The 16,191-nt window shown below is 71.0% G+C and carries 18 protein-coding genes; 12 read left to right on the forward strand and 6 right to left on the reverse strand.

Features of this window, described 5'->3' with window-relative positions; all coding sequences use genetic code 11:
• Positions 1-38 precede the first annotated feature (38 nt).
• A complete protein-coding gene (locus tag RM704_RS15945; RefSeq protein ID WP_033524677.1) occupies positions 39-1,247 on the forward strand; it encodes a DUF2786 domain-containing protein in 1,209 nt (402 codons plus the stop codon).
• A 46-nt stretch (positions 1,248-1,293) separates the two neighbouring features.
• Here RM704_RS15945 and RM704_RS15950 read toward each other — a convergent pair whose 3' ends face one another.
• The 4 genes from RM704_RS15950 to rpmB all read right to left on the reverse strand — a co-directional run bounded on the left by RM704_RS15950 (position 1,294) and on the right by rpmB (position 3,281).
• Entirely contained in the window at positions 1,294-1,863 is a 570-nt protein-coding gene (locus RM704_RS15950; protein ID WP_033524678.1) for a DUF4232 domain-containing protein, read from the reverse strand.
• A gap of 169 nt (positions 1,864-2,032) precedes the next feature.
• A complete protein-coding gene (locus RM704_RS15955) occupies positions 2,033-2,575 on the reverse strand; it encodes a hypothetical protein (protein ID WP_078936891.1) in 543 nt (180 codons plus the stop codon).
• 164 nt (positions 2,576-2,739) lie between these two features.
• Entirely contained in the window at positions 2,740-3,045 is a 306-nt protein-coding gene (gene rpsN / locus RM704_RS15960; protein WP_033524679.1) for a 30S ribosomal protein S14, read from the reverse strand.
• Positions 3,045-3,281: a 50S ribosomal protein L28 gene (rpmB, locus tag RM704_RS15965; protein ID WP_033524680.1), complete on the reverse strand. Its 237-nt coding sequence runs from the start codon at positions 3,279-3,281 to the stop codon at positions 3,045-3,047. The genes rpsN and rpmB overlap by 1 nt, the downstream gene beginning before the upstream one ends.
• Positions 3,282-3,342: 61 nt before the next feature.
• Between rpmB and rpmG the strand changes: the two genes are divergently transcribed.
• From rpmG to RM704_RS15990, 5 genes are all read left to right on the forward strand, one after another.
• Positions 3,343-3,507 (forward strand): 50S ribosomal protein L33, encoded by a 165-nt coding sequence (gene rpmG, locus RM704_RS15970; RefSeq protein WP_033524681.1) that lies wholly within the window; start codon positions 3,343-3,345, stop codon positions 3,505-3,507.
• 7 nt (positions 3,508-3,514) lie between these two features.
• Entirely contained in the window at positions 3,515-3,772 is a 258-nt protein-coding gene (locus tag RM704_RS15975; protein ID WP_033524682.1) for a type B 50S ribosomal protein L31, read from the forward strand.
• Between the two features lie 5 nt (positions 3,773-3,777).
• Positions 3,778-5,016, forward strand: a complete 1,239-nt coding sequence (locus RM704_RS15980) for a CobW family GTP-binding protein (protein WP_033524683.1) — start codon at positions 3,778-3,780, stop codon at positions 5,014-5,016.
• Between the two features lie 6 nt (positions 5,017-5,022).
• Entirely contained in the window at positions 5,023-5,256 is a 234-nt protein-coding gene (gene rpsR / locus RM704_RS15985; protein ID WP_033524684.1) for a 30S ribosomal protein S18, read from the forward strand.
• Positions 5,257-5,612: 356 nt separating this feature from the next.
• The gene (locus RM704_RS15990; RefSeq protein WP_033524685.1) at positions 5,613-5,879 is read left to right on the forward strand and encodes a DUF397 domain-containing protein; all 267 of its coding nucleotides are present in this window, start codon (positions 5,613-5,615) and stop codon (positions 5,877-5,879) included.
• Positions 5,880-5,958: 79 nt separating this feature from the next.
• Here the strand turns inward: RM704_RS15990 and RM704_RS15995 are convergent, their stop codons facing one another.
• Entirely contained in the window at positions 5,959-6,477 is a 519-nt protein-coding gene (locus tag RM704_RS15995; RefSeq protein ID WP_078936892.1) for an ATP-binding protein, read from the reverse strand.
• A 434-nt stretch (positions 6,478-6,911) separates the two neighbouring features.
• Here RM704_RS15995 and RM704_RS16000 point away from each other — a divergent pair, with 434 nt between their 5' ends.
• The 5 genes from RM704_RS16000 to RM704_RS16020 all read left to right on the forward strand — a co-directional run bounded on the left by RM704_RS16000 (position 6,912) and on the right by RM704_RS16020 (position 12,156).
• Entirely contained in the window at positions 6,912-7,748 is an 837-nt protein-coding gene (locus tag RM704_RS16000) for a Sco1979 family transcriptional regulator (RefSeq protein WP_033524687.1), read from the forward strand.
• 144 nt (positions 7,749-7,892) lie between these two features.
• Positions 7,893-9,353: an aldehyde dehydrogenase family protein gene (locus tag RM704_RS16005; RefSeq protein ID WP_033524688.1), complete on the forward strand. Its 1,461-nt coding sequence runs from the start codon at positions 7,893-7,895 to the stop codon at positions 9,351-9,353.
• A gap of 249 nt (positions 9,354-9,602) precedes the next feature.
• Positions 9,603-10,244: a PadR family transcriptional regulator gene (locus RM704_RS16010; RefSeq protein ID WP_033524689.1), complete on the forward strand. Its 642-nt coding sequence runs from the start codon at positions 9,603-9,605 to the stop codon at positions 10,242-10,244.
• A 98-nt stretch (positions 10,245-10,342) separates the two neighbouring features.
• Positions 10,343-11,359, forward strand: coding sequence for a daunorubicin resistance protein DrrA family ABC transporter ATP-binding protein (locus RM704_RS16015; RefSeq protein WP_033524690.1), 1,017 nt, complete (start codon positions 10,343-10,345; stop codon positions 11,357-11,359).
• Positions 11,356-12,156 (forward strand): ABC transporter permease, encoded by an 801-nt coding sequence (locus tag RM704_RS16020; RefSeq protein ID WP_052145774.1) that lies wholly within the window; start codon positions 11,356-11,358, stop codon positions 12,154-12,156. The genes RM704_RS16015 and RM704_RS16020 overlap by 4 nt, the downstream gene beginning before the upstream one ends.
• A 155-nt stretch (positions 12,157-12,311) precedes the next feature.
• Here the strand turns inward: RM704_RS16020 and gad are convergent, their stop codons facing one another.
• A complete protein-coding gene (gene gad / locus RM704_RS16025) occupies positions 12,312-13,751 on the reverse strand; it encodes a glutamate decarboxylase (RefSeq protein ID WP_033524691.1) in 1,440 nt (479 codons plus the stop codon).
• A gap of 204 nt (positions 13,752-13,955) precedes the next feature.
• Here gad and RM704_RS16030 point away from each other — a divergent pair, with 204 nt between their 5' ends.
• Positions 13,956-15,962 (forward strand): helix-turn-helix domain-containing protein, encoded by a 2,007-nt coding sequence (locus RM704_RS16030; protein ID WP_033524804.1) that lies wholly within the window; start codon positions 13,956-13,958, stop codon positions 15,960-15,962.
• The last annotated feature ends 229 nt before the right edge of the window (positions 15,963-16,191 follow it).

Genomic DNA, 16,191 nt, shown 5'->3' on the forward strand with positions numbered 1-16,191 from the left:
CGGAACAGGGCCCCCCACCCCATGACACGATCGAACACGTGAGTACGACCAGCACGGTGGACCGCGCCTTCGAGGCGGCGCTCTACGCCGACACCGACGCCGCCCTCGACACCGGCGCCTCCCTGCTCGCCGCCGACCCGGAAGCCGACGCCGAACTGGCCCGGCGCGGACGGGAGTTCGTCGCCGGGGCCTGGCGGCGGGGCTGGCAGCCGGCCGACGTCGTCCGGTTCACGCGGCGCGAGCTGGAGGACGAGCACGTACGGCTCCTCGCGCGGCTGGTCGTCGAGGAGCACCAGGACGCGCGCGCGGGCGCACGCCCCCAGCCGCCCGGCCCCCGCTGGTCCGCCCAGCTCGACGAGATCAGGGAAGTCGCCGCACACCCCACCCGGGCGGACCGCTTCTCGCACGCCACCGTGGCCCTGGAGCTGTACCGCCTCCTCCTGCGCCTGCCCACCCTCGAACCCCTGGACCGCCCGCGGGAGGCCGGCGCCGCGAAGAACTCGCCCCACCCCGAGTCCCGCATGCTCAGCAGGATCCGCGCGCTCCTCGCCAAGGCGGAGGCGACCGGATTCCCGGAGGAGGCGGAGGCGCTCAGCGCGAAGGCGCAGGAGCTGATGGCACGGCACAGCATCGACGAGGCGCTGATAGCGGCCCGCGCGCACAGCAAGGACGCGCCCGGCGCGTGCCGGATCGGCGTCGACCCGCCCTATGAGACGGCCAAGGCGGTCCTGCTCGACGCGGTCGCCCGCGCCAACCGCTGCGAGGCCGTGTGGAACGAGGCCTTCGGCTTCTCCACGGTGGTCGGGTTCGAGGCCGACCTGGAGGCGGTCGAGCTGCTCCACACCTCGCTCCTCGTGCAGGCCACCACCGCCATGACCAAGGCGGAGGCGGCCCAGCGCAGGGGCGGGCGCAAGCGGACCAAGACCTTCCGGCAGTCCTTCCTGGCCGCCTACGCCCACCGCATCGGAGACCGGCTGGCGGCGGTCGCCGAGGCCCAGGTCGCCGAGGCGCGGGCCGCCGAGGCGGAGGCCGGGAGCACCGGCGCGCGCGGAGCGGGCGCCCCGGAACCGGACCTGCTGCCCGTCCTCGCCGCCCGTGACGTCGCCGTCCACGACGAGTTCAGCCGGATGTTCCCGGACACGGTCACCACCCGCGTCCGAGGCGTCAGCGACCTCGCCGGCTGGCAGCAGGGCGCGGAGGCGGCCGACCGCGCCCAGGTCAGGGCACGGCCCCGGCTGCCGTCATGACAGGGGGCCCGGCCCCGACCGTCACCGGGACCGGGCCCCCGGTGACTCACTCGCCCGTCGGCAGGAACGGCCCCACCGTCGCCTCCAACGTGCTCTCGGACTTCACCGCGACCTCGGGGTCCGGCCACTTGAAGCTGCTGACCTTGCTGTCTCCGGGCAGGGTCAGCTTCAGCTGGTCCACGGCGGCACTCTTCTCCGGGTCACCGGCGACCCCGCGCACGTAGGAGATGGAGAAGATCATCGACTGACCGCCCTCCAGCGTCACCTCGGTCTCCTCGGGCGCGCCCTCCTGCGGCTGAAGCGCCCACGACTTGTCGCCGGCGAACAGATCGACCCCGGCGAGACCCTTCAGCGTGCAGGCGGCGTCGCCCTTGTTGGTGACGGTGACCGGGACGGCACCCTCGTCCCCGGCGGCCGGGGCCGCACTGCTGGGACCGACCTCGAAACCGACCCGCGCTGCCGTGCACGCGCCTCCCGGCGCGCTCTCGGTGGTGGCGGTCCCGGTCTTGCCGTCGTCCCCGCCGCCACCTCCCTCACCCCCGTCACTCCCGCTACAGGCGGTCAGCGTGAGGGCCGCGAGAAGGGCGGCGGCGATGGCGGTCGGAGCGGTGCGCATGGGGTTCCCGGTGGAGTTCGTGGCTGTCACAGCACAGCCGGCGGCGGTGTGAAAGTGCGAACGGGCCACGGAACCCGGAGGTTCCGCGGCCCGTCCCCACATGATCTACGACCCGAGCGCCGAGCGAGGCACATTCCCCGGGCTCACCGCCCGAAGGCGACCCGCGGCCCTACGACCCCGCGCTCGCCGTGGGCAGATCCGTCGGCAGCCCGGACGGCATCGACCCCTCCGCCTTCCGGAACGTCTCCTCGCCGACGCCGCCCTCCCAGGTGATCGTGAGGGACTTGGCGCTCACCTTGTCCACCATGCCCTCGGTGCGGTCGTCGCTGCCGTCCTGGCACTTGAGGCCGATCATCTGCATGTCGTCCGTGTCGGAGACCTTGCCGCTGCACACCGAGGTGCCCACGAAGACGGCGACCTCGGCACCGTTGACGAACAGGGCGACCGGCTTGCCGCCGGTCGTGGCCAGCCAGTTGCCCTGGAGTTCGGTCTCGGCGCCGGAGGAGTCGCCAGAGCCGCCGCTGTCCGAACCCTTCGTCGCCGAGGGGGCGGCCGACGACTCCTCGGCTCCGGAGTCACCGTCATCGCCGCCGCCGCTGCACGCCGTCAGCACGAGCGCGGCCGCGAGCCCGGCCACCCCGGCCGCGACACGCAGCCGTCGACGGGCGGAGGAGCCCCCGGAACCCTCGACAGCCCCTGAAGTGCCGCTCACAGGCCTAGCCGCCGTTGTCGTGGTGGTCGCCCTAGTCGCCGTGGTCACTGGAGTTCTCCCGAGAGTGTGGCCGGATCAGGTCGCCGCCGGCGACAGCGGCAAGCTACCAGCAGCGGCTTTGCGACAGACGGCCGGGAACCGGGAACGGTGAGAACTCCGACGCCCTACCAGGACGACTTGCGCACCCCGGGCAGGTACCCCGCGTGCGCCTGCTCCCGCAGACTCACCCGGGACAGCCCGAACGTCCGGAAGTACCCCCGGGGCCGCCCGTCCACCTGGTCCCGGTTGCGGACGCGGGTGGCGCTGGCGTCGCGCGGCTGGGCGCGCAACTCCCGCCGGGCGGCCTCGCGCTCGGCGTCCGAGGCGGACGGCCGCCGGATGATCTCTTTCAGCTCGGCCCGCCGCTCGGCGTACCGGGCGACGATCTCCCGGCGCTTCTCGTTCTTCGCGATCTTGCTCTTCTTCGCCATCAGACCCGCACCCCCCGCGCGCGGATCCGGGCGACCGCGGCCTCGACGCCGATGACGTCCACGGTCTTGATCCCCTTCGCGCTCAGCCGGAGCCGCACATGGCGGTTCTCGCTGGGCAGCCAGTACCGCTTGGACTGGATGTTGGGGTCGAAGCGACGGGACGTACGCCGGTGGGAGTGCGAGATGCGGTTGCCGAAGCCGGGCCGGGCTCCGGTCAGCATGCAGTGGGCGGACAAGGTGACGCACCTCTCTCGATCAGGTGATGCAAATGGAATTCATTTTCAGTAACATACCAGCATGGCACGCAACGAACTCCGCCCGGTCATCAAACTCCGGTCCACGGCCGGCACCGGATACACCTACGTCACCCGCAAGAACCGCCGGAACGACCCGGACCGGCTGACGCTGCGCAAGTTCGACCCGATGGCGGGCCGTCACGTCGACTTCCGAGAGGAGCGCTGAGGCGCCGATGAAGAAGGACATCCACCCGTCGTACGGGCCCGTCGTCTTCCGGGACCGTGCCGCGAACCACACCTTCCTGACCCGCTCGACGATGACGAGCGAGAAGACGATCGAGTGGGAGGACGGCAACACCTACCCGGTGGTCGACGTCGAGATCTCGAACGTCAGCCACCCCTTCTACACGGGCACCGCGCGCGTGCTGGACACGGCCGGGCGCGTGGAGAAGTTCGAGAAGCGGTACGGCGCCGGGAAGAAGCGAGGCTGACCGACGTGACCCAGCTGTCTGTCGCGATCGTCGGCGGGCTGCACGCCGACGCCCGGCGGGCCGCCGTCGAGGCGCTGCTCGCCGGGGTCCCGGGCAGCGTCGCGCTGCACCACGACCTCTCCACCGCCGCCGACGGTCCGGACGCCAGGGTCGTCCGGACCGTCCGGGACGCGGCGGGCCTCATCTCCACCGGTGAGACCCCGCTCGTCAACGACTGCGCCTGCTGCGCGCTGCGCGAGGACCTCGTCCCCGAGCTGGAGCGCTTCGCCGACGCGGGTCTCACCCGCCTCGCGGTCGTCGAGCTCTGGGACTCGGTCGAGCCGAAGGCCATGGCCGAGGTGGTCGCGGCGAGCGGCCTCCGCCTCACCTCCGTGATCACGGCCGTCGACCCCGCCCTCCTCCTGCCCTACCTCGGCAACGGCGACGACCTCGCCGACCGAGGCCTCGCCGCGGCCGGCACCGACCAGCGCACGGTCGCCGACACCTTCGCCCGCCAACTGGAGTACGCCCCGATCCTGGCCGTACTCGACTCGGCGGAGGCGGACGACGAGGACAGGGCCCTCCTGGCGCAACTGCACCCGACCGCACAGAGGGTCCCCATCGAGAGCCAGGGGGCGCCCCCTGCTCCTGAGGGGCGCGCGGAACCGCGCGACCAGCCACGACGCACCCGCACCCCGCAGCGCACCACCACCCCCATGGCGCCCCCCGGTTCCCTGCTCGCCGCGGCGTTCGCGGGCTTCGACGTGGACGCCGCCGCAGCCGCCCAACACCCGGCGAGCGCCCTCCTGCCCACCGACGCCGACGAACACGGCGTCACCACCCTCGTCTGGCACCGCCACCGCCCCTTCCACCCGGAGCGGCTGTACGCGGCGCTGGAGGACCTCTGCTGCGCGGCGGCCCGCAGCCGCGGCAGGTTCTGGCTGGCCGAGCGCCCCGACACCCTGCTGCACTGGGACGCGGCCGGCGGCGCCCTCTGCGTGGAGTCGGTCGGCCCCTGGCTCGCCTCGCTCCCGGACGCCGCCTGGGACATGGTGCCCCCGGTGCGCCGTGCCGCCGCCGCCCTCGACTGGCACCCGGAACACGGCGACCGCTGCCAGCACCTCGTCTTCACCTCCCCGGGCCTGGACCGCGACGGACTCGAACGGCTGCTGGAGTCCTGCCTGCTCACCGACGCCGAGTACGCCGCCGGCCGCGCCGCCTGGGAACGGCTGCCGCGCCCCTTCGACACCTTCCTGGAGGTCTGAACCGCCATGCCCCGCAAGCCGGAGCGCAAGCCCGCCAAGTCCCGCCCGAACCCGCTGGACCAGGCGAAGATCACGTACGTCGACTACAAGGACACGGACCTCCTGCGTCGCTTCATCTCCGACCGGGGCAAGATCCGCAGCCGCCGCGTGACCCGTGTCACCGCACAGCAGCAGCGACAGCTCGCGCGGGCCATCAAGAACGCCCGCGAGATGGCTCTTCTGCCGTACGTCACGCGCTGACGCACCACCCCCCACCCGGCCCCGGGGAGGCTCCACGACCTCCCCGGGGCCGTCCGTTTTCCGCCATTCCGCGGACACCGCTCCCGCCGCCCTGAACCTCCCGGATCCCCACCCCGTACGGAGAGATGTAGGCCCGGATGGAACAGGATCGCCATGTCTTACGTCTCTCTGGTGCTGTAACCGAGGAGACACCCCGCGTGCACGTGCATCCGCTCATGCATCAGCACGTGAACAAAGCTATGATCCGGGGCAGTTGACCACTGCATCACTGGCAACACGGACATCACTGGCAACACCGGTCACACCAGAGCCAACGCGCGTCGAGCGCACTACTGCACCACCCCGGGGAGCGACCTGTGGACCACGACGTGTACGGCGTGGATGACGTGTACAACGGCATGGCCGCGACGGAGCTGACCGAGCTCCACGCGGTGGCCTGGCAGAAGAGCCGGCACAGCAACTCGCAGGGCAACTGCGTGGAGTTCGCCCGGCTGCCCGGCGGCGAGGTGGCGGTACGCAACTCGCGCTTCCCCGACGGCCCGGCGCTCGTCTACACCCGCGCCGAGATCGAGGCGATGCTTCTGGGCATCAAGGACGGGGAGTTCGACCACCTGGTCGGGTGAGGCCCGCCCGGCGGCGGGAGGCCGACGGGACCCGACGGTGTGACACGCGTAGAACCGCGGCGCCGAAAAGCGCCGCGGTTCATCGACAGGCGGACGGGCGGCCCGGCGCCGACTCCACCTGGAACAGCGCCCACACCACCTTGCCGCTGAGGGCGCCCCCCAGCGGATGCCAGCCCCAGCTGTCCGCGAACGAGTCGACCAGGAACAGCCCCCGCCCCGACTCCGCCGAGAAGTCCTCGGAGTCGCCCGCGACCGGGCTGTCGTGACTGGGGTCGCGCACCGCGCACACCAGCCGCTCGCTCCAGCGCATCAAGTGCAGCCGTACGGGCGGGTCCTGGGCCGGGCACCCGCCGTTGCCGACGGGCAGGCCGTGCCGCAGGGCGTTGGTGACGAGCTCCGAGACCACGAGGCAGACGTCGTCGAAACGTTCGTCCAACCGCCACTGGTCGAGCGTCCCCCGGGTGAACTGCCGTGCCTCGCGCACCGCTTCGTAGCGGGGCGGCAGCGCGCAGGACGCGGCGTCGGACACGGTCGCCGGATCAAGTGGCGGAAGTCCCTGCCGTAAGGGTTCGAGCATGGTCGATCCATTCGTCCCCATGCGAGGCACTCCCGGGTGTTCGCGGTCGATGCGATGCAGCGGTGGCGCGGGACCATGGTTTCTGATGCGTACAGCAGATGCAAGGGCAGATGCACGTGCACGCGCCCGAATTGGACCTTCACATACCGCTTGCTGAACATTTCTTCTGTCACTTCATCCCCTCGCAACAGGCTCCGGCCGACGGTTTCCTGGCAACTGTCTGGCGACCGCCTGGCGGCTTCCTGACGATTTCCTGTGTCCGCGGGGTGTTCTTCGCGACGCGTCTCGGCCACACTCCCTTCTTTCCTCCCCCGCCTCATCCGTCCCAGCTGTTGAAGGCTTTCCATTTCTGTAACCGGACGAGTGCGGATCGGAGTGGTTTAGTGGCAGACTGCGGCCCTTGAAGAAGTTGGGGAGGCTGGACGAACGTGGGCGCCGGTGAATCGAGCGGGTCGGTGGTGAGGCGGATGCTGCTGGGCTCGCATCTCAGGCGGCTCCGCGAGTCGCAGGGGATCACACGGGAGAAGGCCGGGTACTCGATCCGCTCCTCCGAGTCGAAGATCAGTCGGATGGAACTCGGCCGGGTCAGCTTCAAGACCCGTGACGTGGAGGACCTGTTGACCCTCTACGGCGTCACCGACGAGACCGAGCGCACCTCGCTGCTCTCCCTGGCGAAGGAAGCCAACGTCGCCGGCTGGTGGCACAGCTACTCGGACGTCCTGCCCAGCTGGTTCCCCACCTACGTCGGCCTCGAAGCGGCGGCCCACCTCATCCGCAGCTACGAAGTGCAGTTCGTGCACGGCCTGTTGCAGACCGAGGCGTACGCCCACGCGGTCGTCGCCCGGGGCATGAGGGGCGCGAGCGAGGCGGAGATCGACAAGCGGGTCGCCCTGCGCATGGAGCGCCAGAAGTACCTGGTGGCCGAGAGGGCCCCGCAGTTCCAGTGCGTCCTCGACGAGGCCGCGCTGCGCCGGCCGTACGGCGACCGGGAAGTGATGCGGGGGCAGCTCCAGCATCTGATCGAGATCTCGGAGCGCCCGAACGTGACGATCCAGGTCATGCCGTTCAGCTTCGGCGGCCACTCCGGCGAGAGCGGCGCCTTCACCGTGCTGAGCTTCCCCGAGTCCGACCTCACCGACGTCGTCTATCTCGAACAGCTCACCAGCGCCCTCTATCTGGACAAGGGCGAGGACATCGCCCAGTACGAGCGGGCGATCAAGCGGCTCCAGGACGACAGCCCGTCCCCGGCCGAGAGCCGGGACCTGCTGCGGGGGCTGCTCCAGCTCTCCTGAGCCCCGCCCGGGCGGCCCACCGGGGACACACGGGCGTTCCGGCGAGTCTTCACAGAGTCTCCCGAGTAGCTCTCCAACTCCCTTTACCCACAAGTACGATGACGAGTGATCAATCTTGATCGATGCCGACTGATTGAGGATCACATGTCGTCCTACTTCACCGACCTGGCCCAGCAGTACATCGGCGGCGAGTGGCGCCCGGGCTCCGGCTCCTGGGACATCATCGACTTCAACCCGTACGACGACGCGAAGCTCGCGTCGATCACCATCGCCACGGTCGACGAAGTGGACGAGGCCTACCGGGCCGCCCAGGCGGCCCAGAAGGAATGGGCCGAGGTCAACGCCTATGCGCGTCGCGCTGTCTTCGAGAAGGCCCTGAAGGTCATCGAGGAGCGTGAGCAGGAGATCACCGAGGTGATCATCGCCGAGCTCGGCGGCACGTACCTGAAGGCCGGGTTCGAACTGCACCTCGCCAAGGAGTTCCTGCGCGAATCGATTCAGCTGGCGCTGCGTCCCGAGGGCAGAATCCTTCCGTCGCCGATCGACGGCAAGGAGAACCGCCTCTACCGCGTGCCGGTCGGTGTCGTGGGCGTCATCAGCCCCTTCAACTTCCCCTTCCTGCTCTCCCTCAAGTCGGTCGCCCCCGCCCTCGCCCTCGGCAACGGCGTCGTGCTGAAGCCGCACCAGAACACCCCCATCACCGGTGGCACCCTGGTCGCGAAGATCTTCGAGGAGGCAGGCCTGCCCGGCGGGCTGCTCAACGTCGTCGTCACCGACATCGCCGAGATAGGCGACGCCTTCATCGAGCACCCCATTCCGAAGCTGATCTCCTTCACCGGCTCCGACAAGGTCGGCCGCCACGTCGCCACCGTGGCCGCCCAGAACTTCAAGCGCACCATCCTCGAACTGGGCGGCAACAGCGCCCTGGTGGTCCTGGACGACGCGGACATCGACTACGCCGTCGACGCGGCCGTCTTCTCGCGCTACGTCCACCAGGGCCAGGTCTGCATGGCCGCCAACCGCGTCCTGGTCGACCGCTCGGTGCAGGCCGAGTTCACCGAGAAGTTCGTGGCCAAGGTGAAGTCCCTGAAGGTCGGCGACCCGAGCGACCCGAGCACGGTCATCGGCCCGGTCATCAACTCCTCCCAGGCGGACTCCCTCAAGTCCGTCGTCGAGCAGGCCCTCGCCGAGGGCGCCACCGCGCTCGTCCACGGCTCCACGACCGACAACCTGGTCGAGCCGTCCGTCCTCACCGACGTCCCCGCCGGCTCCGCCCTCCTCCAGCAGGAGGTCTTCGGCCCGGTCGTCTTCCTCATCCCCTTCGACGGGGAGGAGGAGGCCGTCCGCATCGTCAACGACACCCCGTACGGCCTCAGCGGCGCCGTCCACACCGGGGACATCGAGCGGGGCGTGCACTTCGCCAAGCAGATCGACACCGGCATGTTCCACGTCAACGACGGCACCGTCCACGACGAACCCCTCGTCCCGTTCGGCGGGGAGAAGCACTCCGGGATCGGCCGCCTCAACGGTGAGACCACGGTGGACGCGTTCACCACCCAGAAGTGGATCTCGGTCCAGCACAAGCGGAGCTTCTTCCCGTTCTGAGGACGCCCCGTCGGGCGCGGAGGATCACGCCGTGGCAGACATGCGTCTGGTGCACGGAAGGTGCATGTCTGCCACGTACCCCATGGCGGAGGCGCGGGGCAAGCTCGGGGAACTCGTCCGCCGGGCCGCCCGGCACGAGCGCATCACCTCGACGTCTGCACGGCGGCGGCCGGTGGGCCGGTGGGCCTGGGTGGGGCCGAGAAGCCGGGTGCGAGCCGGGGTGATCCCGCCTGGTTCTACGCTGGGCCCATGTCAGCGATCCGTCTTCTCGTGCTCGGCGCCGTGCGCCAGCACGGGCGGGCCCACGGCTACCAGGTGCGCAACGACCTGGAGTACTGGGGCGCGCACGAGTGGTCCAACGCCAAGCCCGGCTCGATCTACCACGCCCTGAAGCAGATGGCGAAACAGGGACTGCTGGTCGCGCACGAGATCGCTCCCTCCACGGCCGGCGGGCCGCCCCGCACGGAGTACACGATCACCGAGGCCGGCACCGAGGAGTTCTTCGAGCTGCTGCGGGAGTCCCTCGCCACCTACCACCAGAAGCCGGACGTGCTCTCGGCCGGGCTCGGCTTCATGGTCGACCTCGGCCGCGCGGAGGTGCTCGGCCTCCTGGAGGAGCGGGTGAAGGCCATCAGCGCCTGGCGCGAGGGCATCACCGAGTACTACGCACCCGAAAAGGGCCCGGGCCAGTTCGGGCACATCGGCGAGATCATGAACTTCTGGCTCCACTCCTCCGACAGCGGCGCCGACTGGACCCGCAGCCTCATCGAACGCATCCGGGGCGGCGCCTACACGTTCGCGGGGGAGGGCGAGCCGTTCGTCGGTGTCCTCGGTGAAGGCCAGGAAAACCCGTACGCGACGGGGGAGCGGCATCCCGGGGACGCTCGTTAATCAAGTTTGACTACTGGGCTCCGAAGGCTTACCTTCGATTGTGTAGTCAAGTTTGACTAATGTGGTGGAAGTGAACATCGATCGAGGGGGAGGTCCCGATGGCGGACGCTGCGATCACTGTCGAAGGGGTGCGCAAGACATACGGCGGGAAGGGCGGGAAGGGCGGGAACAGTGCCAAGGTCGCCCTCGACGGACTCGATCTCCAGGTGGCGCGCGGCACCGTGCACGGCGTGCTCGGTCCCAACGGTGCCGGCAAGACGACCCTGGTCAGGATCCTGGCGACCCTGCTGCGGCCCGACGCGGGCCGGGTCGAGGTCGCGGGGCACGACGCGGTGACGCAGGCGCGTGAGGTGCGCTTCCGCATCGGACTGCTCGGCCAGCACGCCGCGCTCGACGAGGAACTCGGCGGTCGGCAGAACCTGGAGATGTTCGGCCGCCTCTACCACCTGGGCGCCCGCCACGCGCGCGTGCGGGCCGACGAACTCCTGGAGCGGTTCGGCCTCGGCGACACCGGCCGCAAGGCCGTCAAGCAGTTCAGCGGAGGTATGCGACGCCGCCTCGACCTCGCCGCGTCCCTCATCACCGAACCGGAGGTGCTCTTCCTGGACGAGCCGACGACCGGCCTCGACCCCCGCGGCCGCACCGAGGTCTGGGACTCCGTCCGCTCGCTGGTCGGCGGCGGTACGACGGTCCTGCTCACCACCCAGTACCTGGAGGAGGCCGACCAGCTCGCCGACCGGATCTCCGTGGTCGACGGCGGCCGGGTCGTCGCCGACGGCACCGCGGACGAGCTGAAGCGCCTGACCGGCGGCGACCGCATCGACGTCGTCCTGCGTGACGCCGACCGACTGGGCGCCGCCGTCGCCCTGTTGCCCGTCCCCGCAGGCGACGTCTCGGTCGACACCGACCGCCGCCGCCTCAGCGCCCCGGTCACCGACCGCATGACGGCCCTCACCTCGGTCGTACGCGCCCTCGCGGACGCCGGCATCGAGGCCGAGGACATCGCCCTGCGCCGCCCGACCCTGGACGAGGTGTTCCTGCACCTCACCGGGGACGACCGGGCGTACGAGAACGACCGGGCCACCGGCGACCACCGAGTGAGGGAGGCCGTATGAGCACGCACACGACGCACACGATCCGGCACGGCGGTCTCGGCGCGTACGCGCTGACCGACTCCTGGACCATGACCCGCCGCGAACTCGCCCACTGGGCACGGCAGCCCGTGCAGCTGCTCGTCGGGCTGGTCTTCCCCGTGATGCTGCTGCTGATGTTCGGCTATCTCATCGGCGGCGGCCGTGGGGTGAGCGGCAGCTACCTCGACTATCTGGTCCCCGGCATGCTCGCGCTCACCATGGCCTTCGGTCTGGAGGGCACGATGCTCGCCGTCACCCAGGCCCTCAACAAGGGGGTGATCGACCGCTTCCGCTCGATGCCGATGGCCAACGGGGCGGTTCTGGTGGGCCGTTCGGTCGCGGACATGCTCCAGTCGGCGGTGGGCCTGGCCGTCCTCATGGCCGTCGCGTTCGCGCTGGGCTGGCGCGCGCACGGCGGCCCCGCGGCCTTCCTCGGCGCGGTGGGTCTCCTCCTGCTCTTCCGCTTCGCCATGCTGTGGATCGGCATCCACCTCGCGATGCTGGCCGGCAGACCCGAACTTCTCACCGCCGTACAGATCCTCGTCTGGCCGGTCGGCTTCCTCTCCAACGCCCTCGCCACCCCCGCGTCCATGCCCGGCTGGCTCGGCACGGTCGTCGACTGGAACCCGATGTCCCACACGGCGACGGCCGTGCGCGACCTTTTCGGCACCCCGGGCGCCGAAGCGGACCACCTGTGGACGGCGATCGCCTGGCCCCTGGCCCTGCTGGCGGTCTTCTTCCCCTTGGCGGTACGCAGGTTCGCCCGCCTGAGCAAGTGAGGAAGGCAGGGGCGCAGCCCCGTACCTTCAGGGGCGCGGGGAACTGCGCGAGAAGCCCCACCGGACGGACGCCTGGGGGTCGAAGGGGCGCAGCCCCTTGAGGAGGGGACGGGTAGGGGCGGCGGGGGCGAAATCCGCTCCGCCCCACCCACCCCCTAGTGATGGAACCCGGTGGCCGCCCCCTTGTCCCGAACCGCCGGCCCCGACTGCCGCCGAAGCTCGGGCAGCAGGCGCCCCAGATCCTCCAGGAACAGCCCCGCGAGATCGGTCGTGAAGCCGTTGCGGCACACGACCCGGAGCACGGACAGGTCCTCCCGGTTCTCCGGGAAGGTGTACGCGGGCACCAGCCAGCCCCTCTCCCGCATCCGCCGGGCCACGTCGAAGACGTCGTAGGCGGTGATCTCCTCCTGCGTCGTGAAGGCGAACACCGGCAACTGGTCACCCCGCGTGAGCAGCCGGAAGTCCCCGAGCTTCGCCACCTCCTCCGCGAGCCCCGTCGCCACGTCCCGCGTCGACCGCTGCACGGCCCGGTACCCCTCCCGCCCGAGCCGCAGGAACGTGTAGTACTGCGCCACGACCTGCGCGCCCGGCCGGGAGAAGTTCAGCGCGAACGTGGGCATGTCCCCGCCCAGGTAGTTCACCCGGAACACCAGTTCCTCCGGCAGCTCGGCGGCGGACCGCCACAGCGCCCAGCCCACCCCCGGGTACACCAGCCCGTACTTGTGCCCGGAGGTGTTGATGGACGCCACCCGGGGCAGCCGGAAGTCCCAGGCCAGCTCCTCGTCGAGGAAGGGCGCGACCATCGCCCCGGACGCCCCGTCGACATGGACGGGCACATCCAGGCCCGTACGCTCCTGGAGGTCGTCGAGAGCCGCGCACAGCTCGGCGATCGGCTCGTACGACCCGTCGAAGGTGGAGCCGAGGACGCCCACCACCCCGATCGTGTTCTCGTCGCACAGTGCCGCTGCCGCCGCCGGATCGAGATGGAACCGGTCGCCCTCCATGGGCACCTGCCGGGCCTCCACCTCCCAGAAGTTGCAGAACTTGTCCCAGCAGACCTGGACGTTGATCCCCATGACCAGGTTGGGCCGGGCGCCCGCCGACGGGTAGCGGTCCGCGTTCCGCTTCGCCCACCGCCGTTTGAGGGCCATCCCGGCGAGCATGCAGGCCTCGCTGGACCCGGTGGTCGAGCAGCCGACGGCGGCTCCCGGGTCGGGCGCGTTCCACAGATCGGCGAGCATCGACACACACCGCCGCTCCAGCTCGGCCGTACGCGGGTACTCGTCCTTGTCGATCATGTTCTTGTCCCGGCACTCACCCATCAGCACGCCCGCCTCGGGCTCCATCCAGGTGGTGACGAAGGTGGCGAGGTTCAGCCGTGAGTTGCCGTCCAGCATGAGTTCGTCGTGGACGAGCTGGTACGCCGTCGAGGGGGCCAGCGGTGCCTCGGGCAGCCGGTGCTTGGGCGGGGCCTCGGTCATGCCGCCCACCGGGTTGGCCTGGCCGTAGAAGGCGTTCACGGCGAGCCGGTGCCCGTCGTGCCGCTCGCGCCCGGTGTCCTGCGGGGCGTCGCTGTCCCATCGGTGCAGTGGCATGACTTCGACGGTAGGTCCGCCACCGGGGAGACGCACCTCACACGCGTGCGGAGGGGGCGCGGGTGGGCCGTGAGGATGATGTGTCGGTCATATCGTCCGTCCATTACGCTGCCGAATGCACACCACGTATGACAAGAGCGAACACAGCAGGTGGAGTTGAGCATCCCGCGGACCCACGTGCACGACCGGGGAGGGACGGCGGAGTTGCCCACCCTTGACTATCTGATCAACGAGCGCCGGCAGCTGCGGCTGAGGTTCCTCCAGCCCGGCCACGCGCCCCGCCACGGCGCGACCCGGGTCGCCGAGGTCGTCGCCCGGCCGCTGACCGAGGCGCCGCACACGCTCGCCGACCTCTCCGCCGACACCCCGTTCGAGAACGGGACGCTGTTCCTGGTCACCCTGGACACTCCCCGGCCTACCCCGGCCCACGTCCGGACGCTCGACCACCTGATCCGCCTCCTGGACCGGCGCAAGGCGGCCGGCCTGGTGATCGGCACCCCCGGCCACGACCTGGGCACCCTCCCCGACGCCACCCTCGCCGCCGCGAACCGCCTGGAGCTGCCCCTGCTCGCGACCTCCGCCGAGGCCACCGCCTGGGACCACGTCAACGAGGATCTGCGGCTGCGGCGCGCCCAGTTCGCGGAGCGCCAGGTCGCACACCTCGACGGCCTCCTCAACCGGCTTCCGGCCCGCCTCGCCGACCCCACGGCCGTACGGCGCATCGCCGACTGGCTCTCGGTGGCCCTGGACGCCGAGGTCCTCGTCACCTCGGCCCGGCGCGGCGTCCTCGCGGCGGCACCCGACAGCGCGCCCGCCACCCTGGCCCACGCCGTCATCACCGGAGCGCACGGCGCACAGGGCGCGCCCAGCGGCGCCATGCACACCCGCATCGTGTCGATCTCCCCGGGTGCCCCCGGGACCCCGGGATTCCCGGACGGCGAGGACGAGGCCCGGCTGGCCATCGCCTCCCACACACCCTTCGACGGCGCGGCCACGGCCCTGATCCAGCACGCGGCGAAACTCCTCGGACTGTGCGACCAGGCCAGGCGCGAGCACCAGGCCAGGACCCAGACCCCGCGGGCGGTGCGGCACGCCGCGTTCCAGCTGCTCATGCGCGGAGAAACGGTTCTGGCGCAGGTGGTCTACACGGGCGCCGCACAGGCCCTGCTGGACACCGACACCGCCCGCGTCTTCGTCGTCGACACCGGGCCGCAGGAGCGCGAGGCCACCCTCAGCTGGTGCGAGCGGGCCCTGGCCGAGCAGGCCATCGTGTCGCCGTGTCCGGGCAAGCCGAAGCACATCCTCATCCTCGATCCCGTCCGGGAGAGCGGCCGGGTCGAGACGGTCCTCAAGGAGATGATCGCGGCCCGCGACGGCCATCTGATGGGTCAGAGCCGACCGCACCCGCTCGCCGAGACCGCGGTCGGCTACCTGGAGGCCCTGACGGCGGTGGGCGACGCGGCCGGGACCCCGCACCGCATCCGGCTGGGCGGTTCCAAGGCCAAGTTCGCCCCCCTCCTGCCCAGGAGGGCGGCGAAGGCCTGGGCGGCGGCCCTGATGTCCCCGCTCCTGGACGACTTCCCGGGCCGGGGCGACGAGCGCAAACTGCTGCTGGAGACCCTCCCGACCGCCCTCAGCTTCAAGCACACCGAAGCCGCGGGAGGCCTCGGCGTCCACCGCAACACGGTCACCCAGCGCCTCAACCGGGCCGGGAAGATCCTCTCCCTCGACCTCCGGGGCTCCGCCAACGACCGCATCCTGACGCTGCTCGCCCTCGACATCCTCGCCCTGCCGCAGCCGGACACGACCCCGGAGACCGACACCCCCGCCCTGCCGCACCCGGACACCGCCGCCCCCTCCCGGCCACCCACCTTCGCGGCGCTGATGGCGGCCGCAGCCGAGGACGGCGGACCGACGGCCTGGGCCGAGGAACGCCTGCGCCCGGTACGGGAGGATCAGCGCGACCTCGTCGAGACCCTCTGCGTCTGGCTGGAGAAGAACCTCAGCACCAGGGAGACCGCCCGCGCCCTCGGCCTCTCCGAGGCCACCGTCCGCAATCACACCCGGGACGCGGCCGGCCTCCTCGGCATGGACTTCTCCACGAAGATGGTCGGCATCACCGACACCGACGTGGTGACCGTTGCCGACATCGCGCTCGCCCTGCACGTGCTGCTGGGCCGCCCGGCCCTGGTCCAGCCGCCCCGGCCCTGACGCCGGGCCCGCGTCACCCGGCCGCCACGGACCGAACCCGCGCACGTGCCCCAACACGTGCACGGGCAGCTCGGATGCCCCCGAGGCAGAGGCGGCCTGGTCCGGCCCGCCGACGGCACGCCCGGCCCGCACCCCCGTGCCGGGCCCAGCGTCTCTTCGACGGACCCACCGTAGGAAAACCGTCGGGAGCGGGCCATTGCACAAGTGCACGGTCCGCGCGCCAGGGCTT

It is taken from the genome of Streptomyces gottesmaniae (assembly GCF_031845845.1).
Taxonomy (GTDB): domain Bacteria; phylum Actinomycetota; class Actinomycetes; order Streptomycetales; family Streptomycetaceae; genus Streptomyces; species Streptomyces akebiae.

Excerpts from the sequence above, each read along its gene's own strand:
- rpmG (WP_033524681.1), top strand. The coding sequence starts at position 3,343 with ATGGCACGCAACGAACTCCGCCCGGTCATCAAACTCCGGTCCACGGCC.
- RM704_RS16005 (WP_033524688.1), top strand. The coding sequence starts at position 7,893 with ATGTCGTCCTACTTCACCGACCTGGCCCAGCAGTACATCGGCGGCGAG.
- RM704_RS15975 (WP_033524682.1), top strand. The coding sequence starts at position 3,515 with ATGAAGAAGGACATCCACCCGTCGTACGGGCCCGTCGTCTTCCGGGAC.
- RM704_RS16015 (WP_033524690.1), top strand. The coding sequence starts at position 10,343 with ATGGCGGACGCTGCGATCACTGTCGAAGGGGTGCGCAAGACATACGGC.
- RM704_RS15995 (WP_078936892.1), bottom strand. The coding sequence starts at position 6,477 with ATGGGGACGAATGGATCGACCATGCTCGAACCCTTACGGCAGGGACTT.
- gad (WP_033524691.1), bottom strand. The coding sequence starts at position 13,751 with ATGCCACTGCACCGATGGGACAGCGACGCCCCGCAGGACACCGGGCGC.
- RM704_RS16010 (WP_033524689.1), top strand. The coding sequence starts at position 9,603 with ATGTCAGCGATCCGTCTTCTCGTGCTCGGCGCCGTGCGCCAGCACGGG.
- rpsN (WP_033524679.1), bottom strand. The coding sequence starts at position 3,045 with ATGGCGAAGAAGAGCAAGATCGCGAAGAACGAGAAGCGCCGGGAGATC.
- rpsR (WP_033524684.1), top strand. The coding sequence starts at position 5,023 with ATGCCCCGCAAGCCGGAGCGCAAGCCCGCCAAGTCCCGCCCGAACCCG.
- RM704_RS16020 (WP_052145774.1), top strand. The coding sequence starts at position 11,356 with ATGAGCACGCACACGACGCACACGATCCGGCACGGCGGTCTCGGCGCG.
- RM704_RS15950 (WP_033524678.1), bottom strand. The coding sequence starts at position 1,863 with ATGCGCACCGCTCCGACCGCCATCGCCGCCGCCCTTCTCGCGGCCCTC.